Origin of the sequence: Marinobacter sp. LM1 (assembly GCF_042763285.1) — a bacterium.
Lineage (GTDB): Bacteria > Pseudomonadota > Gammaproteobacteria > Pseudomonadales > Oleiphilaceae > Marinobacter > Marinobacter nauticus.
Window position 1 is genome coordinate 3,252,438 of the sequence record NZ_CP114373.1, and the last position, 19,033, is coordinate 3,271,470.

General features: G+C 55.0%; 27 protein-coding genes. 12 read left to right on the forward strand and 15 right to left on the reverse strand.

The window, feature by feature from the left end; translation table 11 throughout:
- Positions 1–154: 154 nt before the first annotated feature.
- Complete coding sequence (locus OZ656_RS15215) at positions 155–361, forward strand: cold-shock protein (protein ID WP_011786397.1); 207 nt, start codon at positions 155–157, stop codon at positions 359–361.
- Positions 362–461: 100 nt separating this feature from the next.
- Here OZ656_RS15215 and OZ656_RS15220 read toward each other — a convergent pair whose 3' ends face one another.
- The 6 genes from OZ656_RS15220 to OZ656_RS15245 all read right to left on the reverse strand — a co-directional run bounded on the left by OZ656_RS15220 (position 462) and on the right by OZ656_RS15245 (position 5,940).
- On the reverse strand, positions 462–623 hold the full coding sequence (locus tag OZ656_RS15220) for a hypothetical protein (RefSeq protein WP_023008498.1): 162 nt from the start codon (positions 621–623) through the stop codon (positions 462–464).
- Between the two features lie 97 nt (positions 624–720).
- Positions 721–1,632, reverse strand: a complete 912-nt coding sequence (locus tag OZ656_RS15225) for a bifunctional transcriptional activator/DNA repair enzyme AdaA (RefSeq protein ID WP_199452408.1) — start codon at positions 1,630–1,632, stop codon at positions 721–723.
- 116 nt (positions 1,633–1,748) lie between these two features.
- Positions 1,749–2,177 (reverse strand): hypothetical protein, encoded by a 429-nt coding sequence (locus tag OZ656_RS15230; protein ID WP_023008500.1) that lies wholly within the window; start codon positions 2,175–2,177, stop codon positions 1,749–1,751.
- Positions 2,178–2,199: 22 nt separating this feature from the next.
- Positions 2,200–3,138 carry a DUF4124 domain-containing protein gene (locus OZ656_RS15235; protein WP_023008501.1) on the reverse strand — a complete coding sequence of 313 codons (939 nt, stop codon included), beginning with the start codon at positions 3,136–3,138 and terminating at the stop codon, positions 2,200–2,202.
- 106 nt (positions 3,139–3,244) lie between these two features.
- A complete protein-coding gene (locus OZ656_RS15240; RefSeq protein WP_023008502.1) occupies positions 3,245–5,002 on the reverse strand; it encodes a DEAD/DEAH box helicase in 1,758 nt (585 codons plus the stop codon).
- Between the two features lie 62 nt (positions 5,003–5,064).
- Positions 5,065–5,940: a metal-dependent hydrolase gene (locus OZ656_RS15245; protein ID WP_199452410.1), complete on the reverse strand. Its 876-nt coding sequence runs from the start codon at positions 5,938–5,940 to the stop codon at positions 5,065–5,067.
- Positions 5,941–6,121: 181 nt separating this feature from the next.
- Here OZ656_RS15245 and OZ656_RS15250 point away from each other — a divergent pair, with 181 nt between their 5' ends.
- Positions 6,122–6,400: a YebG family protein gene (locus tag OZ656_RS15250; protein ID WP_022992826.1), complete on the forward strand. Its 279-nt coding sequence runs from the start codon at positions 6,122–6,124 to the stop codon at positions 6,398–6,400.
- Positions 6,401–6,473: 73 nt separating this feature from the next.
- Here OZ656_RS15250 and OZ656_RS15255 read toward each other — a convergent pair whose 3' ends face one another.
- On the reverse strand, positions 6,474–6,866 hold the full coding sequence (locus OZ656_RS15255; RefSeq protein WP_199452411.1) for a hypothetical protein: 393 nt from the start codon (positions 6,864–6,866) through the stop codon (positions 6,474–6,476).
- 16 nt (positions 6,867–6,882) lie between these two features.
- Positions 6,883–8,238 carry a hypothetical protein gene (locus OZ656_RS15260; protein ID WP_199452412.1) on the reverse strand — a complete coding sequence of 452 codons (1,356 nt, stop codon included), beginning with the start codon at positions 8,236–8,238 and terminating at the stop codon, positions 6,883–6,885.
- Between the two features lie 143 nt (positions 8,239–8,381).
- Between OZ656_RS15260 and OZ656_RS15265 the strand changes: the two genes are divergently transcribed.
- On the forward strand, positions 8,382–8,993 hold the full coding sequence (locus OZ656_RS15265; RefSeq protein WP_199452413.1) for a DUF938 domain-containing protein: 612 nt from the start codon (positions 8,382–8,384) through the stop codon (positions 8,991–8,993).
- 48 nt (positions 8,994–9,041) lie between these two features.
- Here the strand turns inward: OZ656_RS15265 and OZ656_RS15270 are convergent, their stop codons facing one another.
- A complete protein-coding gene (locus tag OZ656_RS15270) occupies positions 9,042–9,380 on the reverse strand; it encodes a co-chaperone YbbN (protein ID WP_022992830.1) in 339 nt (112 codons plus the stop codon).
- On the reverse strand, positions 9,380–10,012 hold the full coding sequence (locus OZ656_RS15275; RefSeq protein WP_022992831.1) for a cold shock and DUF1294 domain-containing protein: 633 nt from the start codon (positions 10,010–10,012) through the stop codon (positions 9,380–9,382). The genes OZ656_RS15270 and OZ656_RS15275 overlap by 1 nt, the downstream gene beginning before the upstream one ends.
- A gap of 114 nt (positions 10,013–10,126) precedes the next feature.
- Here OZ656_RS15275 and OZ656_RS15280 point away from each other — a divergent pair, with 114 nt between their 5' ends.
- From OZ656_RS15280 to OZ656_RS15300, 5 genes are all read left to right on the forward strand, one after another.
- Positions 10,127–10,471 (forward strand): PBPRA1643 family SWIM/SEC-C metal-binding motif protein, encoded by a 345-nt coding sequence (locus OZ656_RS15280; RefSeq protein WP_278351428.1) that lies wholly within the window; start codon positions 10,127–10,129, stop codon positions 10,469–10,471.
- 28 nt (positions 10,472–10,499) lie between these two features.
- Complete coding sequence (locus OZ656_RS15285) at positions 10,500–10,934, forward strand: DUF3010 family protein (protein WP_023008506.1); 435 nt, start codon at positions 10,500–10,502, stop codon at positions 10,932–10,934.
- 69 nt (positions 10,935–11,003) lie between these two features.
- On the forward strand, positions 11,004–11,327 hold the full coding sequence (locus OZ656_RS15290; protein ID WP_022992834.1) for a type II toxin-antitoxin system RelE/ParE family toxin: 324 nt from the start codon (positions 11,004–11,006) through the stop codon (positions 11,325–11,327).
- The gene (locus OZ656_RS15295) at positions 11,324–11,617 is read left to right on the forward strand and encodes a helix-turn-helix domain-containing protein (RefSeq protein WP_022992835.1); all 294 of its coding nucleotides are present in this window, start codon (positions 11,324–11,326) and stop codon (positions 11,615–11,617) included. The genes OZ656_RS15290 and OZ656_RS15295 overlap by 4 nt, the downstream gene beginning before the upstream one ends.
- A 64-nt stretch (positions 11,618–11,681) precedes the next feature.
- Positions 11,682–12,239, forward strand: a complete 558-nt coding sequence (locus OZ656_RS15300) for a nucleoside 2-deoxyribosyltransferase (protein ID WP_278351429.1) — start codon at positions 11,682–11,684, stop codon at positions 12,237–12,239.
- Between the two features lie 350 nt (positions 12,240–12,589).
- Here OZ656_RS15300 and OZ656_RS15305 read toward each other — a convergent pair whose 3' ends face one another.
- Together OZ656_RS15305 and OZ656_RS15310 are read right to left on the reverse strand one after the other, a co-directional pair.
- The gene (locus OZ656_RS15305; protein WP_278351430.1) at positions 12,590–13,024 is read right to left on the reverse strand and encodes a carboxymuconolactone decarboxylase family protein; all 435 of its coding nucleotides are present in this window, start codon (positions 13,022–13,024) and stop codon (positions 12,590–12,592) included.
- On the reverse strand, positions 13,021–14,004 hold the full coding sequence (locus OZ656_RS15310; protein ID WP_379944703.1) for an aldo/keto reductase: 984 nt from the start codon (positions 14,002–14,004) through the stop codon (positions 13,021–13,023). Before OZ656_RS15310 ends, OZ656_RS15305 begins: the two co-directional genes overlap by 4 nt.
- Before the next feature lie 46 nt (positions 14,005–14,050).
- On the opposite strand from OZ656_RS15310, the gene OZ656_RS15315 reads away from it, so the two are divergent.
- The 3 genes from OZ656_RS15315 (at position 14,051) to OZ656_RS15325 (ending at position 16,579) form a co-directional block, all read left to right on the forward strand.
- Positions 14,051–14,794: a LysR family transcriptional regulator gene (locus tag OZ656_RS15315; RefSeq protein WP_379944704.1), complete on the forward strand. Its 744-nt coding sequence runs from the start codon at positions 14,051–14,053 to the stop codon at positions 14,792–14,794.
- Positions 14,718–16,043 (forward strand): IS1182 family transposase, encoded by a 1,326-nt coding sequence (locus tag OZ656_RS15320; protein WP_075196030.1) that lies wholly within the window; start codon positions 14,718–14,720, stop codon positions 16,041–16,043. Before OZ656_RS15315 ends, OZ656_RS15320 begins: the two co-directional genes overlap by 77 nt.
- Before the next feature lie 233 nt (positions 16,044–16,276).
- Positions 16,277–16,579 carry a LysR substrate-binding domain-containing protein gene (locus OZ656_RS15325; RefSeq protein WP_379945217.1) on the forward strand — a complete coding sequence of 101 codons (303 nt, stop codon included), beginning with the start codon at positions 16,277–16,279 and terminating at the stop codon, positions 16,577–16,579.
- Between the two features lie 78 nt (positions 16,580–16,657).
- On the opposite strand, the gene OZ656_RS15330 is transcribed toward OZ656_RS15325, so the two are convergent.
- Positions 16,658–16,939 carry a hypothetical protein gene (locus OZ656_RS15330; RefSeq protein ID WP_379944705.1) on the reverse strand — a complete coding sequence of 94 codons (282 nt, stop codon included), beginning with the start codon at positions 16,937–16,939 and terminating at the stop codon, positions 16,658–16,660.
- 69 nt (positions 16,940–17,008) lie between these two features.
- Here OZ656_RS15330 and OZ656_RS15335 point away from each other — a divergent pair.
- Positions 17,009–18,141, forward strand: a protein-coding gene (locus OZ656_RS15335; protein ID WP_228715213.1) for an IS3 family transposase whose coding sequence is annotated in 2 segments (ribosomal slippage) — positions 17,009–17,291 and positions 17,291–18,141 — 1,134 coding nt in all. Because the reading frame shifts where the segments join, the coding sequence is not laid out codon by codon here.
- A 37-nt stretch (positions 18,142–18,178) separates the two neighbouring features.
- Here the strand turns inward: OZ656_RS15335 and OZ656_RS15340 are convergent.
- Together OZ656_RS15340 and OZ656_RS15345 are read right to left on the reverse strand one after the other, a co-directional pair.
- Complete coding sequence (locus OZ656_RS15340) at positions 18,179–18,556, reverse strand: hypothetical protein (protein ID WP_379944706.1); 378 nt, start codon at positions 18,554–18,556, stop codon at positions 18,179–18,181.
- Between the two features lie 74 nt (positions 18,557–18,630).
- The gene (locus tag OZ656_RS15345; protein ID WP_379944707.1) at positions 18,631–19,026 is read right to left on the reverse strand and encodes a hypothetical protein; all 396 of its coding nucleotides are present in this window, start codon (positions 19,024–19,026) and stop codon (positions 18,631–18,633) included.
- Positions 19,027–19,033: the final 7 nt, after the last annotated feature.

Below are 19,033 nucleotides of genomic sequence, written 5' to 3' on the forward strand. Positions count from 1 at the left end.
TTTAGCAAAGCATTTCACGAATAAGACCTTTTGTGTTGTCAAACCTACTGTCCTGTTTTTGATCCTGCGCGTTTTTTGTTTCCCGCCTATCGCTGATTAGAGGTCACAACGACCTGCTGACGGCAACCAATTGATTAAAATCAGGATAATGATTATGTCTACTATCAAAGGCAACGTTAAGTTCTTCAATGAAGCAAAAGGTTTTGGCTTTATTACTCGTGAAAACGGCGCAGACGTTTTCGTTCATTACAGCTCGATTCAGGGTGGCGGATTCAAAACTCTGGCCGAAGGCCAGGAAGTGGAATTCACCGTGACTGAAGGCCAGAAAGGCCCGCAAGCTGAGAACGTTATTGGCCTGTAACTAACGGCCAATACGTAAAAAAGGCAGCCTCGGCTGCCTTTTTTATTGCTCAGATCCGGCCAGATTTATGTTCCCCAGCCCATCCCGCTATCGAAAACTCTTAATTACTCTTCAGATTAATCTGTTTAGGGCCGGCAGCAGTTAATTGTGCGCTTTTACCTTTAACCACATATTCAACACGCCCACCGGACTTTAAAAAGGCAGCTGTCTGCTCTTCAATCTCAGCAGACGTTAAAACAGCTTTTACGACTTTCTTGCTCATGATATTTCCCCGGTTCGCTATTGGCTTATTCGCCAATATAAGTGCTCCAGTATAACTGAAACAGGAAAAAATTGCTGTCGGAGCATTTTGGGATCGTTTATTCCCTCGTCACACTTCTCCGCTCTGCCTCCAACAACGCCCGCTTTCGCTCCAATCCCCAGCGATAACCGCCAAGCCCGCCATCGCCCCGCAATACACGATGGCAGGGAATCAACACACCAATCCGGTTCTTGCCACAAGCTGACGCCACGGCCCGCACCGCCCTGGGCTTGTCGATCTTCGCGGCCACCTCGCTGTAGCTCAGGACATCGCCCTCGCGGATACTCAACAGAAACTGCCAGACTTTTACCTGAAACGCGGTGCCTCGCATATCCAACGGCAAATCCGGCCGTGGGGCTCCCGCACTGATATGCTGATCCAGGGCTTCCATCCAGGCATCAAGTTCCGGGGCGTTCCGGGCTGGTGAGGCGGTCAGCTCAGCCTTAGGAAATTCCGACCTCAATCGGCCCACCAGCGACGCTTCATCGTCACCGAATTCCACAAAGCAAACACCCCTATCCGTGGCCGCCATCATCATCAGCCCCAGTGCGGTGGTTCGGCCGGCATAGACGATGACTTCACCCGCACCACCGGCCCGATAGGTCCTGGGCGGCATACCGATGCTACGGTTCGCTTCACCGTAGACACGACTTACCGAACCAAACCCGGAGGCGAATATCGCGTCCGTCACTTTACGCCCGTCTTTCAGGGATTGCTTGAAGCGCCGCATACGGACGGCATCCTGATAGGCTTTTGGAGAGACACCAAACGCCGCCTTGAACTGTTTCTGTAAACGGGACGGTGACAGAGCGGCCACCTTCGCCAGGCTCGAGAGCGTGAGTGCTTCATCGGCGTGCATCTCGATGTGCTGTGCCACCCTGACCAGCCTGGCTACCCGTGCACTCTCCCCTGCCGCAGAGTCGCCGACGCCTGTCGTCCAATCGCTATCCTGTTCCGGGGAGCGGGACATCTCATCACCCTTTTAATCATGGTCGTAGCGATGAGTAAAACCGACTTCGACAATGGTTTCCATCCGATTGTTGCCGCCATTGGTTTTCGGTTCTGCCCCCCTGACAATGGCAGGCCCTAGCTCGAGACGGTTTGACACACTCCCAAAGCCTGCGCCTTCACGTACTCACAAAACGCCTCGACATCCGGGTTGTGGAATTCGTCCGAGATAAACTCGCTGGGAATCAGCCCCTCATCCCAGCGCGTTGCCACCAGTGTCACCTCAGGGGTGGCGTCATCGTCTGAATAAATGCGGACCACTGCCGTGGTTTGATGAATGTACAGGTCCCGGAGTGGTCGGCTGCAACGCAGGCTGTCCGCAGGCTGATCGGCATGACACTGATACCCCGAGCCGGTGAAGAAATCGCGGGCAACCGACAACAGCTCCCCTGCTTCCTGCCCGGCAGACGAGGATAGATGAATGGAACGGGGCACGTCCCCGATCACGTTGGTGCAACCCGACAGCGCAAGTACTCCGGCAATCACCAATGATTTGAAAACCTTCACAACAACGCCCCCGCCTAAAGTGTCAGAACGCAAACCGCACCGAGCCCTCACCCTGGGCATGCAGCCAGCGTCGCCAGTCCAGGCCCAGCATGTTGACCCCGCCGATGTAGTTGTCGTCTACCAGGTAATACGAGAGTGTGCGGTCACCTCGGTTGAAGTTATGCATCAGCCGCACCAGAAAACTGCGGCGCGTGGGCTTGGCAAGCAGGAAATAGACAAACTGGCCAGCCTGGGCACGCACGCTGCCGCTACCAGACATATCGGAGTGTCGCCACTTATTGCTGGGCAGTTTCAGGAATTGGTCGATGCCGGTTAACCGCCCCTGCTCACGGGCTTTAGCGACAATCCATCGGTTTTCCGGGTGGCTCTCGAAATACAAGCCGGAATCATCCCGTTCCAGCATCTCCATCTGCTCGGCAAGCCCCTCGTTCAACCAGGCGGGAGCATAGGGGACGATGGTATCGACAACCGCATGACTGACCTCATGCTTGATGGTTCTGAAGGTGCGTTCCCTGTCCTCCTGAATATAAACCACGATCTGATGCTCAGATGGCATGTACAAACCGTAGGATGCAACCGCCCAGCCCCTGTCCCGTTGAATCAGGTAGTTCCGGTAACTGACCATATCCTTGAAAATCAGAATATTAACCGGCACCGTCCGGTACATATCGAAAGACAGCACGCGGTCGAAAAACTCGTAAACATGGTTCACGCCATCGACAATCTGCTGGTTTTCCTCGGCAGTCAGCTCCAGATCGACCGTTTCAATGCGGATATCAAAACGCGACCACTTCGAGGCCCTGGGCTTCACGTTAACCACTTCCTGCTTAACGCTATGGTCCTGGCGGTCGCTGAAGTGCACCTTGCCGTGCTCATCTACCCATTTGTAGATCTTGGCATGCCCTAACCCCGCTACAAGCAGGAGCAGCACGAGCACTGTGGTTCGAAGGGTTACCGACATGATCCGAGTAAACACCGCTTGAAAGCTGACGAGAGATTATGTCCGAATCATACAGGGCGATAGACCAGATGGCATCCAATGCGCCACCCGAGCATCGTTTAGCCAGTCAATACGCCTTACGATACTGCCCCTGATAATCAAAAACCCGCTCCTGCACCTGCCAGTAGTGCTTCTGCTTGCGAGCAATCACGAAATCCGGCGCGGGTAACAGTACCTGCATCTCCAGCACCTCATTTGCCCGGGCAAAGACTTTCGGAGCCTGACCATTGGCAAATCGTCGTCCAAACAGCTTGTTGAACACGGCTCGCTGGGCGGGCTTGCTGAAATCAAACGACTCCCGGAGTTCCTCCCCGTCTTCTCCGTGGTAAGTGATCCGAAGTTTTTGGCCTTCTACGGCAAGCGAAACCCCGGCGCAACGGATGACCATGGCATCCTTAAGCTTCAGGGCATCCCGCAGTTGATCATCCGGGTCGATAATGGCCTGGTGGCAGTGCCCGCAGTTGCGGGCAGCGATGTCGTTCTCAGCGCCACAATGTGGGCACTCCTTGAAGCGGAACCGGTAGTCACATTGCTGTGGCCGCCCTCGGTCATCGTCAGCAGGCTCCAGCAGGCCCTGGCACCGGCGGCCATAATGCTCAACGACACGCCCGTCGCTGTCGGTTTTGCCCCAGAAGATGTTGGCAAAACCGCAGCCCGGGCAGAACACCTGCACCGGTTCACTGTCGGGGTTGGGCTTCGGCTCCCCAACTTCCGGATGATGCAGATTGACATGATTGCCAGCGTAATCAATCACCAGGCAATCCCGTTTCCCCTCATCCAACCGCAAGCCTCGGCCGACAATCTGCTGATACAGGCTTACAGACTGAGTAGGCCGCAAGATGGCGATCAGGTCCACATGGGGGGCATCAAACCCGGTCGTCAGCACAGACACATTCACCAGGTACTTCAACTGCCGTTGTTTGAAGCGCTGGATCAGCTGGTCGCGATCTCGCAGATCAGTCGCGCCGGTCACCAGGGCGGTTTCCTGCTCGGGCAAGTACCCGGCAATTTCCTGCGCGTGCTGCACTGTCGCCGCGAAAATCATCACCCCCTGGCGCTCGGCCGCCATCTCCATCACCTGTTCGATGATGGCACGTGTCACCCGCTGATGTTTGCTCAACAATTGGTTGACGTCTTTCTCGGCGTATTCGCCAAAACGGTCCTGCGTCAGCGTGGAGAAATCGTATTGGGCCACGGCGGCGTTAACCAATTCAGGCCGGGTGAGGTAACCACGGTTGATCATGTAGCTCAGGGGCAATTCGTAGATGCAGTGCCGGAAAGGCTTGTCCTGTTCGTCATCAGAACCACGAACAAAACCCCGGTAGTGGTAACGATAGATCCATCCCATGGCCAGGCGGTAGGGAGTGGCGGTGAGCCCAAGCACCTTCAGGGAGTCATTCTGCTGCCGTAAAAGCTCAATGATCCGCTGGTACTGGCTGGTTTCCTCGCCACTCACCCGGTGGCACTCATCGATAATAACCAGCGAGTATTCATCCCGGAACTGGTCCAGATTCGCCGCCACCGACTGCACGCTGGCAAAGGTCACCTGATGGTGGTTCTCCTTGCGCTTTAGCCCGGCCGCAAAGATTCCCCCCGACAAACCATAACTCTGATACTTGGCGTGATTCTGCTCCACCAGTTCCTTCACATGAGTCAGCACCAGGATCTTTCGGCGCGCAAGGCGAGCCAGCTCGGCAATCACCAGGCTCTTACCGGCACCGGTCGGCAGCACAATGACCGCAGATTCATCCGATTTACGGAAGTGGTTCAGCGTGGCGTCGACCGCTTCCTGTTGGTAAGGCCGCAGCGTGAAAGGCGCATTCATCTTGCCGGACTTAGATCCTCAACCCAGTGAAAAGTCCGACATGGTAGCAAATGTGTTAGGCGTCACGCGGCCTTTTTCATCACCGGAGCGAGCCACTTCCGTTTGGCTTTCTCCACCAGATCACGGGCATCGTGATTCCATGGATGAAAGCCGGGGCTGTAGTACTTGAAGTAAGAGGGCAGGAGTTTGCGGAATACACCTGGCTTGCCCCACATGTAATTGAGACCGTTCGCCCAGGATTTCAGATTGAACAACTGGCCGTCCTCTTTCATCAGTTGAATCAGATGAATACCGCTGGAGACTGGAAACAGCACGCTCACCACCATCATCTCGGTCAACCGGACAAACTCGCTGCCTCCGATGGTCTTATACACGTCGAACGCCACGGCTTTATGCTCGGATTCCTCAATCGCGTGCCAGGCCCAGATGGGGGCCATACGCGGGTCCATCTCTTCCAGAGCGTCATATTTCAGGAGGAATTCCTCTGCCATCAGTGCCGTGAAATGCTCCACCGCCACCGTATGGGCCAATTGGCGCTCCGGGCTCAGCCGCTTGCGCAGCACATTCATCAGCCACATCACCTCGCGCTCAAGGCGTTTGAGGTTGATGCCGCGCGCCTGCATGTATCCGTTCAGGGCCTCGTGCTCTTTTGAGTGGTGCGCCTCCTGGCCGATGAACGCTCGCACTGCCGCCTTCAGTTCCGGGTCTGTAATCTCTTTCTGATAATGGCGCACGGAGTCGATAAAAAACCGCTCACCGGGCGGAAAACTCGCCGACAAGGCCGCCAGCAACAGCGTTTTGGCCGGATCGCTATCCCACCAGTACTTGGGCACATCTTCCGCCAGATCAAAATCCGGCTGACGGACTTCGGGAAGGGGCGCCTTGGTCTTGGGAGGCGGCGTGGGTTGAGTACCGGCTATGGTTGTTCTGGCGTTCATTTCAGGACTCCGGAGCTGATGTCTGACAATCCATCATACGGGGGCCAGGTCCGGCGCTGGAACAGCAAAAGAGGACAGGATGACGCAGCAAAATACTGTATAAATATACACTATTCGTGATAAGCTGTGATTTCATTAACGGTCTTACCAACCATCATTACCCCGGAGGCGATGGCATACCATGGGCGTAAAAGCACTCTACTATTCCGAGAGGGACGGACTGGACATGGCACTGAAAAACCCGGACAAAATGTTGTTTTCGTCCAAAGCAGAAGCCGATGCCCGGGACAAGGTTCTTGAACTGTCCGAAGAGATTACCACCTTCCTGCAACGTAAGGTCGGCGGCCTGTCTGAAGAGCTGGCAGAACAGTGCGCCCTGGCCATTGCGGAAGAAAAAGAATTGTTCACCAAGGCACTGAAAAAGCCGGAACTGCTGAACGAAACCGTCGAGGCCGAGTAACCCCCGCCCTTGGTCAGAGATGTTGAACGCCCTGGCCGTGAAGGTGGCCATGGGCGATCATGCTCGAAGACACTTAGTCAGGCTCATGATCCTGAATATCGAAGTGCCGTGATCGCACGGAACTCACCTCCACATGAATGTGGCGGCTGTTCAGGCCAAAATCGGACACCGCTTGCCTCACGGCATTCCGGATTTCAGCAAAGGCCCGGGCCTCGTCTTCCGGTAGCACCATCAGCATGACGGCGAACACGGACTCCTTGTGAACCTCGCCATCGTATTCGCCTTTGAAGGCATGGCCATCTTCAGCCCAGTAACCGGCGAGCCAGGAACTATCCAGCCCCCCCATCACCGTCGCCCCCCCAAACTTCCGGGAAAGCTGCCGAGCGATCTGCTCACTCGCCCGAGGGATCTGTCCCGGTTCTGCTGACAGAATTACAAGAAAACGAATTCTTTCACTGCCCGACATGGCAAACTCCTTTTCATCAACGCTTGGCGAGATAGATGTAGAACGAGATCAGCACAAGAATGGTCGTCGACAGCGCAATGGAACCATCCGGCTGGAGCCACTCAAACACATCCAGCACTCCGGGAATATCATCACGGTCCAGGCTCCGGGAAGCAGTCGTCAACGAAATAAACAGATCAATAACGGCAACGCCACCGATACCGACAAGAATCAATTCAACCGAACGATCAAGCTGGCTTTTTCGTGCCTCCAGCAGGCGGGAGATCTTGGAGCGAATCAAGCTCGTGCGCTCCAGGGAACCCTCAATCAGCTCGCCGAGATTCCAGGCCGCATACGCAGCTCTGACCACCTTGGCTCGCTCAGCCTGAACCCCGATGATGGCCTCATTGAATTCAAGGCGAGTGAATTCCAGATGGTCCAAGGTCTTCGTAATGTCGGCCATCAGCCGATGCAAATCTTTACTGCGGTGTCGCGAGCCCGCAAAGTCGTTAAGCTCCGAATAACTGGACTTCAGGATACCGCCGTATATCGACAACACGGCATTGTAAAGCTGGCAGACGGACAGGCCGCGCAGCCAGTTGTCCGCCTGAGCCTCGGCATCGTCCGCAACCGCCAGGATGTTGCCCGAGCCCACAAACTGTCTGGCCTCCAACAAAGCCTCCGTTGATCCGGTATACGACGCCCAAAGTCGCAGACTGTCTCCAAGCGGACCGTTCAGGGTGCTCGGAGGCGTCACCACGTATCGCCCTGTCCACAGCACATAGGTGTCTGGCGCTTCCGGCGAATCGAACGAAACATCCCGAAACACCGTAAGCTTCTTCGGATCTCGAAGGTACGAGACCGCGCCGGAGGCTTTGTATCGCCTGCTCTTGCGGAATCCGAGTGCGTACTGGTGAAACGCCGGGTATACCGCGTGCTCATAGACCCGTTTGGCCAGATTGGAAAGCGCGCCGTCCAGGCTATGCCCTCGGAGCAGATCACCAAGGCCAGATTCGCTGGTTTCAAAGGCCACATCCAGCTGGAGCAAGGCGACTGTGTCATCGTAAAGGTACAAACGACAGCACTCGATCGCACCTCCGTTGTTGACCAATAGTTGGCTGATATCAGAAGGCAAAGACACGTCACCCATCGCAACCGAGTAACATGCGAAGGGTTGGAAGAACGCTGGCAGGTTATCGTGCTCAAGCGTCCCGTAGCCATTGGCCCACGGCCATTCAAAGCTACTGAGGGTGTCGGTTTCAGCTAACAGATTGACCAATCCGCCGGCACTGGAGCCAGCCTCCGCCATCTGTTTCAGGGTATCCGCAGCGCGACGCTCGCTGTCTGCACTAATGGGCGATCGCACCGGCGACAGCGTTCGCACTTTTAGCATGTTGGATTTCCTATGGTTTATTTTCAGAGATTCGTCAGACATAAAACGTCCCGCAGTTTACCCTTGAATGCCACGCTTTGGTAAAACCAGTCATCGCCGACCACGCAACATGCTGTGTGCCACCCTGAAGAAGGAGAGCTCAAATGAACACCCCCTTGCCTTACTCCCAGGCCTGCGAAAACAACAAAGCCCCCATTCTGGAAAAACTGCGTGACGTCTTTATGGCACCAGGTACCGTCCTGGAAATAGGAACCGGCACCGGCCAGCACGCCGAGCACTTCGCTGCGGCTCTGCCACACCTGAAATGGCAGCCCACCGACCACCCCAGAGCGGCGCACCTGGCCGTTGCCCGACTGCAACAGGCCGCCTTGCCCAACGTCCTCCCAATCCTTGAGCTGGACGTAAACCAAATGCCATGGCCTGTGTCCGCCTGTCGATGGGCATTCTCAGCAAACACAGCTCACATCATGGCCTGGGAGGAAGTTGAAAAGATGTTTCAAGGTGTCGGCGCCTGCCTTCAAAAAGACGGTGCGTTCTGCCTGTACGGACCGTTCAAGCATAAGGGCGGGTACACCAGCGAGAGCAACAAGGCGTTTGATCAGTCGCTGAAATCCCAAGCACCCCACATGGGCATCCGAGATATTGAAGCCCTGTCTGAGCTGGCCGAGGCCGTTGGCCTGCAACTCCGGGACGATTTTGCAATGCCCGCCAATAATGAACTGCTGGTGTTTGTTAGGGGCATCTGCGAGCCGTAGCCAATCCGCACAGCGAGATTTGGGTCCTGCCACGAGTACAGAGAGGGCTCAGCACTCGATCAAAAGCCCATATGGCCGTTCAAGAGCTACCCGCACCTCGCCGATTGAAAACACCCTGGCGAATTCCGCAAATCGCTGCCCCTCAAACCATAACTGCACCACCGGCAGCGAGAAAATACCCTGAGCCGCACACAGCGCACCGGCTGATGCCTGGCAATCAATGTAGGCAGTAACCAGCTTCGGGAATTGTTCACTGGAAAGGCGCTCCAGTTGGGGCTTGATAGCCTGGCAGACGCCACAACTTGCCCCGCCATATAGCAGCAGCACCGCAGGGTTGGACTGCAGCAATGTTGAGAGCTCGTCGTCCGAGCAGACGTTTTGCATCATCAAAACCTTAGAAGCATAACCGGCCTGATCTCCAGGGCCTGCCTGACGAACTCGGCGCCCGGCCACAGTAACAACCAGCAAAGCACTGCGAGATTGAGGACGACATTGAACCAGAAAGACACCTGGTACGAGGTCTTTCGGGTTTTATGACGAAAGAATTGCTGGCCCACCAGTGCCCCCGGCCAACCGCACAGGAGTTCAAACAGATGCAACCGCCCCTCAGGGACACGCCTCTTGCCGCTCTCAGCTGCCCCCTTGTCGACGGCATACATCAAGAAGGTCACTACACTCATTACGCCATAGGCCGCCGGCAACAGCACTGGCACATAACCCTGAACGTACAACACAGAAACCGCCCCTGCGACTGCAGCGGCAATCAACAGAGCAAACCAAACGCCCGTGGCGACCGCTACGCTGTGTCTCGCCACGCCAGCGTACTGGAAACTGGACGCCCTCAGCCGCCCCTTCTCATCTTTTGTCTGTGCGTAGACCACCTTGCGGCTGGCCGAGGGCCTGCCCCGGCCCTGATAGGCGCTGATGTGGGCAAACAGACGCTCGCCACCTTTCTCTGGCGTGATAAAACCGAAACCCTTGGCGTCGTTCCATGAGGTGAGTAAGCCTTTTTGATTCACGTGGTGCTTCCTTGATTAGTCTTTTCCGATTTTCCCTATATCACTGTTTCCGCAAGCGTGCTAAAAGATTGCGCCCGGCCGTCGCCTGGGTATTCTCTCCTTCAGGATATCAGCATGTCAGATAAATTTTTCTATAAAGGTCGGCAAGATGCCCGCCAGCACCACACGGCTTACGGCGGCTTTCAGACAAACGCCAGCCAAAAGAGCGGCAGCAAGAAGTACCCACTAACGCTGGTGGTTACCAGTGAAGCACGCAGGAAAGAAGTTGAGGCCCAGGTGGCCGCGGCGAAGCTTCACGCAACCATCTCCGTTGATACCCGCGAAGGCGCCGTTGAATCCGTCAACGAGCTCACGGCTATCCTGAATAAAACGGGAACAGTCACCACAGCAAAATCTCCCTCCCGCAACGACGCCTGCAATTGCGGTAGCGGACTCAAATTCAAGAAATGCTGCGGCTGAGAGTAACCGGGGCATAGGGGGCATTATTATGATTGTATGCGGAGTAGAACTGACCGGCAGCGATGCGGTGGTGTGTATGCTGAATATGGACCGGGGCCAATTCAACCTGCCCGACTGCAAAGTACGCAAACTGTCGCTACCGAAAAACCACAGCCGGGACGACCTGAAAACGTTTCAGGCCACCTTTGCGGAGTTGATGGCCGAATACGGAGTGGCCACGGTCGCGATAAAAGAGCGGATGCAAAAAGGCAAGTTTGCCGGTGGCGCCATCAGCTTCAAAATGGAAGCCGCCATCCAGTTGATTGCCGACTCTGAGCTGAACGTGACCCTGGTGCCTCCGGCCCTGATCAAATCCACCCTGGCGTCCAACCCCGTGCCCATCACCTTTGCCGACACAGGCCTGAAAGTCTTCCAGGAAAATGCTTTTATTACCGCCTATGTGGCACAGCTTCAGGCTCGTTGAGGCGGCTATCAAGATAGTGTTCAAGCTCAGAGTTATCGTATATGATAACAAAAAGGCAAAGGAGCACCCATGGATTGGGAGATTGAATTCTACGACTCAGTAGGCGAAGAGTTGGCTAAGATGCCGCCAAAGATTCAGGCCAGAATGATTCGGCTGATGGAATTGATGGAGAAGCACGGGGCCAACCTTGGAGAGCCGCACACAAAGTCTTTAGGTGGTGAGCTGTTTGAAATCCGAGCAAAAGCCAAAGAAGGAATAGGTAGAGGAATCTTCTGCTACATGCAGGGCAAACGGATCATCATCCTGCACGTGTTTGTAAAAAAGGATCAAAAGATACCGAAGAAAGACCTAGAGCTCGCGAAAGAGCGTTTAAAGGAGGTCAAAAAATCATGAATTTCAAACAGTTCAGACAAAAGGCACTCGAAAATCCGGAAGTTCACCAGGAGTACGATGCCCTCCAGGAAGAATTCAGCCTGATCGACCAGTTGATCGCAATGAGGACTAAAGCAGGCCTTACTCAGGAAGACGTTGCGAAAAAGCTCGGAACCAACAAAAGCAACATCTCGAGGCTTGAGAGAGGCCGTAGCAACCCAAGCTGGGGAACGCTCAACAAATACGCAGCAGCCTGTGGCTTTCGGGTAAAACTGGAAGCAATTGAATACGACCCAGCCTCTCAGCATTGATCGCCAGTCCAATACGGTTTGGATTTGGGCAATTGCCAGGACTGAAGCAGGAAACGACTTCGCCATGACAAAACCCAAACGCATCTACCTGGCCGGCCCGGAGGTGTTTTTCCCACACGAAGAACACAACACTATCGTCGCCGAGAAAAAGCGCCTGCTGCGCGAAGCCGGCTATGAAGGCATAGACCCACTGGACACCGCCCTGACGTTTTCCGACGAGGAAGCGAAACCGGCGCGCGGCCACCGGATCTACCAGGCCAACCGCGAACTGATGGACAGTTGCGACGCCGTCATTGCCAACCTCACCCCCTTCCGAGGCATCAGTGCGGACCCGGGCACGGTGTTCGAAGTCGGCTACATTATCGGCCAGGGCAAAGCTGCATTCGGATTCACAATGGACCGCAGGCACTACCGTGAACGCGCGGGCGCAGCCGATCGGGATGAACTGGGCCACAGCATTGAAGACTTCGAGATGAGCGACAACCTGATGATTGAATGTGGCCTCCAGGAGTCCGGTGGCCAGCTACTGGTGGCAGAGCAGCCCGGCGAACACCGGTTTTTCTCGGCTGAATTGTTCCGCCGTTGTGTTCAGGCGCTGATAGACTACTCCCACTCCAGGTAATACTCATTCGCTACCGCCAAGTTCTGCCTGAGTAATCTGATATATTTCCGGACTCTAGGCTTCCCAAAACGCTGCAAGCTCAACCACCTTAAAGCCGTGGGAGTCCCTCTCCGGCATATCACTGGGCAAGTTCGGGGCCGCCCCCTGCTCCAGCAAGGCGCGATAGAGCTGTTCCGCTCCTTGTGCGGTCGAAGTAAGCGCAGCCGGTAGAATATCTATTGTCGATAGCCTAGACCGGGTTGTTCCCAATATCGGAGAGCAATCCAATCGGTGCCAATTCCGCAGTGACAATTGTGAAGCTACCAATACCAAGTGCGGTCACGGCAACCCAATCACGCCAGGTTGTGGTTCTAGCGTACATTTTTCTCACCTCCCTGCGTTGCGCCATGAGACTGTGTGCCCAACCGGTCTTCTTTGAAGGCCAATTTTGCCGCTGTAATGGCATTCATTGCGGCAGGAATTCCCGCATATACAGCAACTCGGAGGACAATCTCGACAATTTCCTCTTGCGTCACTCCAATATGCAGCGCTGCGCGCATATGAAACTCCAATTGGCCTGGTGCCGTGCCTACGGCAGACAACATGGCGACAGTGAGCATCTCTCGTGTTCTAAGTGATAACCCCTCACGCGCCACTACATCAGCAAAGGAAAACCCGAGAAGTATTTCTACAGCCTCGCTGTGAAACTCATCAAGGCTTGCGGCAACCTTTCCCGGCGCGGCCGGGTCGAGTGATTCGAGTAGATTTAAAGCTTGAGTGCGGCGATCAGAGCCTGGAGAACTCATACATTCACCCCCTTCATGCTTTCCTCGCTGTAACGCTCACCCACTACTGGCAGTGACTCAGTGGCGGTTTCGAGCTCCCGCTGCTCCGCTACGGAAAGACTGACATCTGCTGCTGCGACATTCTCTTCTAGGTAGCGCAACTGCTTGGTACCAGGGATTGGAACGATATCGTCCCCTTGGGCTAACAGCCACGCCAATGAGAGTTGAGCTGGCGTGCACCCTTTAAGCTTGGCTTTTTCAGCTATAACATCGGCAATTCGGCGGTTCGCGCCGATTGCTCTTTCCGCAAACCGTGGAAGGTGAGCACGAAAGTCGTTATGATCGAACTCTCCAGGGTCTTGAAATCGCCCTGTCAGAAAACCTCGGCCCAGGGGGGAGTATGGAACAAAACCAATACCCAACTCACGGCATGTCGGCAGAACATCGCGCTCTACCTCTCGAGCCCAAAGTGAATACTCAGTCTGAATAGCGGTAATCGGGTGCACCGCATGAGCCCTTCGTAAGGTTTCAGCGCTCACTTCACAAAGACCAATACGGGCGATTTTCCCTGATTGAATGAGCTTCTCAAGCCCGCCAATCGTCTCCTCTATTGGCTCCTCCGGATTGACGCGATGCACGTAATACAGATCGATTTGCTCAATTCCTAACCTACGAAGAGAGGCTTCGCATGCCCTGCGCGCATAGTCGGAACCGTTCTTCAAGCTCCGCTTATATTCGCCAGGATTACGCACAATGCCGAACTTAGTCGCGACGTGAACAGGCGCCTTACTACCGGCTAGAAACCGACCGATAAGCTCCTCATTGTGGTGTGGCCCATACATGTCGGCGGTGTCGAAAAAGTCAACGCCGAGCTCCACCGCCCTTTCCATTACACGCAACGACTCACTGTCATCACGGGGCCCATAGAACTCGCTCATCCCCATGCACCCTAATCCGATCGATGAAACGGAGAAGCCTGTTCCAAGCACTCGTTTTTCCATGTCTGACTCCTTGATGTCTAGAACTAAATCGTGACAGACTCGAAAAATGGAAAATACAAACAAATTTGGCAAAAGGATTTCCATTATCGGAAACGAGATGCCGAGGGGCATGGTTTGGGATGACACCCGCGCCTTTCTGGCAGTGGCCCGTTGCGGCACGCTAAGCGCCGCAGCCCAGAACTTGAATGTAGGCATTGCGACACTTTCACGTCGCATCGAGCGGCTTGAGTCGGCACTAAAACTTCCGCTTTTCGTACGTCAGCAATCGGGATACGAGTTAACTGAGGACGGTGCTGAGTTGATAGAAAAGGCCGAAGCCTTGGAGGCTGCAGCGCACGCGTTTGCCGTAGGCGCAGACACCCAAGCGCAGATGAGTGGCCACGTGCGTCTGGCTACAGCGGAAAATGTCGCCACCGAACTCATACTGCCGGAACTCCCGGCATTTCGAGCCCAATACCCCGACCTGTTGGTTGAGCTGGTTACAGACATATCAACCGCCAACCTGCATCGACGCGATGCGGATTTAGCATTGCGAATGGTGCGGCCAGAAAGGGGCAACGTCACACTTCGTGCTCTTGGCACCTTGGGGTATGGACTCTACTGCAGCACGTCCTATGAGCTAAGACGTGAGAGCAACCCGGACCTAGGAGTCTGCGCGGCAGAAGCTACATTCTGGCACAATAGATCAAAATTCTTCAGCAACAGGATGACTGATGGGAACCACTTTCCGCCCGTATTCGCCTGGCCAGGAACTGCTTCTTCCCCCGAGCCTGAACGAGTGGCTGCCTGAGGGGCATCTGGCCTATTTTGTCAGTGATGTCGTCGAGGAGTTGGATTTAAGTGCGTTTTATGCCCGCTACGAGGGCAACGGCCGACGCAACTCGCCCTTCGATCCACGAATGATGCTGAAGATTTTGATCTACGCCTACGCCACCGGCGTTTTCTCTTCACGCAAGATCGCCCGGAAGCTGGAAGAAGACGTGGCCTTCCGGGTTCTGGCGGCAGGCAACTTCCCCAGGCATCGCACGATCTGTGATTTCCGCAAACACCATTTGGTTGCCTTCAAGGCCGTGTTTATTCAGGTGGTCCGGATTGCCCGGGAAGCGGAGCTGATCACGCTGGGAACACTGGCGATTGATGGCACCAAGGTTCGGGCTAATGCCAGCAAGCATAAGGCCATGAGCTATGGCCGCATGGGCGAGGAAGGCGATCGTTTATCGAAAGAGATCGATGCACTTTGTCGTCAGGCACGTCAGACAGACCAGTCGGAAGACCGACAGTTCGGCCCGGATAACCGGGGTGATGAACTGCCTGAAGAGCTTCAGTACCGGCAGGCGCGGCTGGAAAAGATTCGTGCTGCCAAAGAGAAATTGGAAGCAGACCAGAAAGAGCGGGACAAGGCTCGGGGTCGGTCCCCGGACGATGATCGGCGCTCACCTCGCGGGGGCCCGAACTTCAAGCGGGATTACGGGGTTCCGGATGACAAGGATCAGAGCAATTTTACCGATCCGCAAAGCCGGATTATGAAAACGGCGGACGGGTTCCAGCAATGCTACAACGGCCAGTTGGCCGTGGATGGTGAATTCCAGCTGATTGTCGCCAACCACCTGGGCAATAATCCCAGTGACAATGGCTGTCTGATACCACTGCTGGATCAGGCAAAAGACACTCTGGAAACCTATCCGGATCAGTGTCTGGCTGACGCGGGTTACCGTAAAGAAGAAGATCTACAGACCCTGGAAGACAAAAGCATCGACGGCTATGTCTCGCTGCGTCGGGAGGGCAAGAAGAGTTCAGAGATAGACGCGAGCCGTTATCCGGCCAGCGCCCGGATGGCCGGGAAGCTGGCCACGGCAACCGGGCGATCGGTTTACGCTCAGCGCAAGCATCTGGTTGAGGCGGTCAACGGCTGGATCAAGCATGTTCTGGGCTTCCGACAGTTCAGTCTGCGGGGCCTTCACGCCGTGCAGGGTGAATGGGATCTGGTCTGTCTGTCGCTTAATCTCAGGCGGATGAGTTCACTGATGAGGCTGAAATAGAGGGTCCGAGGGATCCTTGGGCGTACTGAGTGATCGGACTACGATAACGCATTCGCTGATAACCGTCTTGACTGACTGAATAGAGAGAATCGAGACTCTATTCGGCTGGATATTGTGGATACGTTCTCGGGCCGAACTGTGATTCGACGCGGCGGGGTCACTTGCTCAAAATACTTCTGCCGCGCAGACTCCTAGGTTACTACGATACGGATGATTTCATTACCTGGGGGGAAATGTACTCACATTTGCCTGCCGCTCAGTGGATAGAGCGGATCTTGCGTGGAAGAAGACCCGCCCTGACAACCACTTCACTAGCCACCCAGGTGGCCGCAGCAAAGGCAGGGCTTGGGCTCGCACTGTTGCCACATTTCATCGCTCGGAACTCAGGACTCGTTTGTGTCGACACCGATCTTGGAGTCGATCAGCCTATCTATCTCGTCATACAAACCGACTTGGCAAAGTCTAGACGAATCAGGGCCCTGGCAGACTTTCTTATAGACGTGGTGGCCAGAAACAGTGAGCGCTTGGGCGGGTAACGTATGCCTCCATTTCTTCTAGCTACACGCAGATCTATTTCAGCGCTGCGCTGATCGTCGACTCGCATTCAAAGTAGCTCACTCGCTGCCGCCAAGTACTACCCGAATAACCTGATACATTTCCGGATTCCGGGCCTCCAAAAACACCGCAAACTCAAACGCATTGAAGCCATGGTAGTCCTTCTCCTGCATATCAATTGGCAGGTTCGGGTCCGCCCCCAGCTCCAGCAAGGCGTGAAGGTAGTCCACATTGGCATAGAGAACGGCTTCATGCACTGGCGTCAGCCCGTTGTAATAGCCGTTCACCGGCTCTCCCCGTGCCGCAAAATGTCGAAGCAACCCATAGCCTCGGCGCGTCATGTGAAGTGGACCCCGAAATTTGGACAGGTGCCTAAGCTCTGATTCATCATCTCCACAAGGAGGAGAATCATGAGCAAGAAACGCAAGCAATACAGCCCATCGTTCAAGTCCAAAGTTGCCCTAGCCGCCCTCAAGGGTGACCAGACCACATCTGAAATTGCCGCCCGGTTCCAGATTCATCCGACCATGGTTAGCACCTGGAAACGCGAGTTGTTGGAGAATGCTCCGGACCTCTTCGAAGGCAAAAAAAGGTCCGGCAAACAGTCCAACGAGCCCAGTTCTGACGAACTCTACCGCGAGATCGGCCGACTGACGGTGGAACGCGATTTTTTGTCGCGCAAGCTCGATCAGTAAGCCGTCAACGCCGGTTGGCGATGATCGAGCATGGTCATCCCCAAGTCAGCATTGTGCGCCAGTGCGAGTTGCTCAAACTGAGCCGCTCGTCGGTGTACTACGTCCCTCGTGAACAGTGTCAGGAGGATCTGGATCTGATGTACCTGATTGACCAGCAGCATCTGGAAACGCCGTACTATGGCTCTCGTAAGATGCGAGCCCATCTGGAGCGCAAAGGCCACCTGATAAACCGCAAGCGGGTTCAGCGCCTAATGCGCACCATGGGCATTCAGGCGGTGTATCCACGCCCCAGAACCAGCATTCCGGGCGACGGGCACAAAGTTTATCCGTACCTGCTCAAAGGGCTGAAAATCGACCGCCCCAACCAGGTGTGGGCAACGGATATTTCGTACGTGCCGCTGGCCCGAGGCTTCATGTATTTGGTCGCCATTATCGACTGGTACAGCCGTAAGGTGCTGTCCTGGCGGGTCTCCAATACCATGGACACAGACTTCTGCATCGATGCCCTGGAGGAAGCCCTACAGCGCCATGGAACGCCGGAAATCTTCAATACTGATCAAGGTGCCCAGTTCACCAGTGAGGCCTTCACAGGCGCTCTCAAGGAGCATGGCATTCGGATCAGCATGGACGGCAAGGGCTGCTATCATGACAACATCTTCGTGGAACGGCTCTGGCGCAGCGTCAAGCACGAGTGCGTCTACCTCACAGCCTTCGAGGATGGACGCCACTTGAAGCAGGCGCTCCACCGGTACTTCCGGCATTACAATCAGACCCGGTACCACCAAACCCTTGATTACCAAACACCGGATGAGGTGTACTACCAACAACCCATGACCCTGGCAGCTTGAGCCGGGAATACAGCCGGATCAGAGCTTAACTGCACCTTCAGGCTGTCCAACTGATGGGGTCCACCTCAATGATCGAGTCCGGTTCGTGCGTATCCAGCGTCGTGCCCACAAAATTAACCAGAGGCTGCGAACAACCGTCCATCGCGGTCATCGCTTTACCACAGCGCTCATAAGGCCAATCGAAATTTGTCAGAAGCCAGTAGGCAACGGCAGGCCGGATCGCCAGACTGTTGAAATCCGAAGGGCTCCAGGGCACTTCTTCGGGATCAAGAATCGCTATGACGGATAACCCCCAAGCATCGGAGCCAAACGCCCAGGTGCGATAGAACATCGGGTATAACGTCAGGGCAATCACCAAGGCCCCTGCGCAAAGCGTCAGCGCCTTTTTGTGATCCAGAAAGTATTTTATGAGCACGTCACTGCTCCTTGATGACGCTAGCAAAACGGCTGGAAATCCCTTGCAAAAGCCCCTGCAATTAGCGGGATCTATTAATCAAACGCCCCAAGGTACCAACCGGAAAAGAAAAACAAAAACGTAAGAATCACGAACGCGGTATAGGGCACAATCACCCAAAGCTTTAATGAACGAGGTAACGGCTCCTCCTCGTCACCCATTCGGGATTCGATACGAGCCCCTATACGCGGAAACTTCCGGAATACAAAAAAAGCATAGACATGCGAAACCCTCATCCAGCGACCAATAGGACCATTACCCCAGATACTGCGAATTCCATCCAATTGCTTACCGGGCGTTGCAATCCTCCGCTCGACTTCCTCGGTTTTGCGAAAAAACAGCGTGACCATCAGAAACATCAAAAGGACACCAATGAGCATACAAGCTGCCCCTATGATTGCCGCTAAGCCAGCCAAGAACTCTTCAGTCATGGACAAC

Bases quoted from the DNA above. Each gene is read 5' to 3' on its own strand.
- OZ656_RS15215 (WP_011786397.1), top strand. From the start codon at position 155: ATGTCTACTATCAAAGGCAACGTTAAGTTCTTCAATGAAGCAAAAGGT.
- OZ656_RS15220 (WP_023008498.1), bottom strand. From the start codon at position 623: ATGAGCAAGAAAGTCGTAAAAGCTGTTTTAACGTCTGCTGAGATTGAA.
- OZ656_RS15225 (WP_199452408.1), bottom strand. From the start codon at position 1,632: ATGTCCCGCTCCCCGGAACAGGATAGCGATTGGACGACAGGCGTCGGC.
- OZ656_RS15235 (WP_023008501.1), bottom strand. From the start codon at position 3,138: ATGTCGGTAACCCTTCGAACCACAGTGCTCGTGCTGCTCCTGCTTGTA.
- OZ656_RS15240 (WP_023008502.1), bottom strand. From the start codon at position 5,002: ATGAATGCGCCTTTCACGCTGCGGCCTTACCAACAGGAAGCGGTCGAC.
- OZ656_RS15245 (WP_199452410.1), bottom strand. From the start codon at position 5,940: ATGAACGCCAGAACAACCATAGCCGGTACTCAACCCACGCCGCCTCCC.
- OZ656_RS15250 (WP_022992826.1), top strand. From the start codon at position 6,122: ATGGGCGTAAAAGCACTCTACTATTCCGAGAGGGACGGACTGGACATG.
- OZ656_RS15255 (WP_199452411.1), bottom strand. From the start codon at position 6,866: ATGTCGGGCAGTGAAAGAATTCGTTTTCTTGTAATTCTGTCAGCAGAA.
- OZ656_RS15260 (WP_199452412.1), bottom strand. From the start codon at position 8,238: ATGCTAAAAGTGCGAACGCTGTCGCCGGTGCGATCGCCCATTAGTGCA.
- OZ656_RS15265 (WP_199452413.1), top strand. From the start codon at position 8,382: ATGAACACCCCCTTGCCTTACTCCCAGGCCTGCGAAAACAACAAAGCC.
- OZ656_RS15270 (WP_022992830.1), bottom strand. From the start codon at position 9,380: ATGATGCAAAACGTCTGCTCGGACGACGAGCTCTCAACATTGCTGCAG.
- OZ656_RS15280 (WP_278351428.1), top strand. From the start codon at position 10,127: ATGTCAGATAAATTTTTCTATAAAGGTCGGCAAGATGCCCGCCAGCAC.
- OZ656_RS15285 (WP_023008506.1), top strand. From the start codon at position 10,500: ATGATTGTATGCGGAGTAGAACTGACCGGCAGCGATGCGGTGGTGTGT.
- OZ656_RS15290 (WP_022992834.1), top strand. From the start codon at position 11,004: ATGGATTGGGAGATTGAATTCTACGACTCAGTAGGCGAAGAGTTGGCT.
- OZ656_RS15295 (WP_022992835.1), top strand. From the start codon at position 11,324: ATGAATTTCAAACAGTTCAGACAAAAGGCACTCGAAAATCCGGAAGTT.
- OZ656_RS15300 (WP_278351429.1), top strand. From the start codon at position 11,682: ATGACAAAACCCAAACGCATCTACCTGGCCGGCCCGGAGGTGTTTTTC.
- OZ656_RS15305 (WP_278351430.1), bottom strand. From the start codon at position 13,024: ATGAGTTCTCCAGGCTCTGATCGCCGCACTCAAGCTTTAAATCTACTC.
- OZ656_RS15310 (WP_379944703.1), bottom strand. From the start codon at position 14,004: ATGGAAAAACGAGTGCTTGGAACAGGCTTCTCCGTTTCATCGATCGGA.
- OZ656_RS15315 (WP_379944704.1), top strand. From the start codon at position 14,051: ATGGAAAATACAAACAAATTTGGCAAAAGGATTTCCATTATCGGAAAC.
- OZ656_RS15320 (WP_075196030.1), top strand. From the start codon at position 14,718: ATGGGAACCACTTTCCGCCCGTATTCGCCTGGCCAGGAACTGCTTCTT.
- OZ656_RS15325 (WP_379945217.1), top strand. From the start codon at position 16,277: ATGTACTCACATTTGCCTGCCGCTCAGTGGATAGAGCGGATCTTGCGT.
- OZ656_RS15330 (WP_379944705.1), bottom strand. From the start codon at position 16,939: ATGACGCGCCGAGGCTATGGGTTGCTTCGACATTTTGCGGCACGGGGA.
- OZ656_RS15345 (WP_379944707.1), bottom strand. From the start codon at position 19,026: ATGACTGAAGAGTTCTTGGCTGGCTTAGCGGCAATCATAGGGGCAGCT.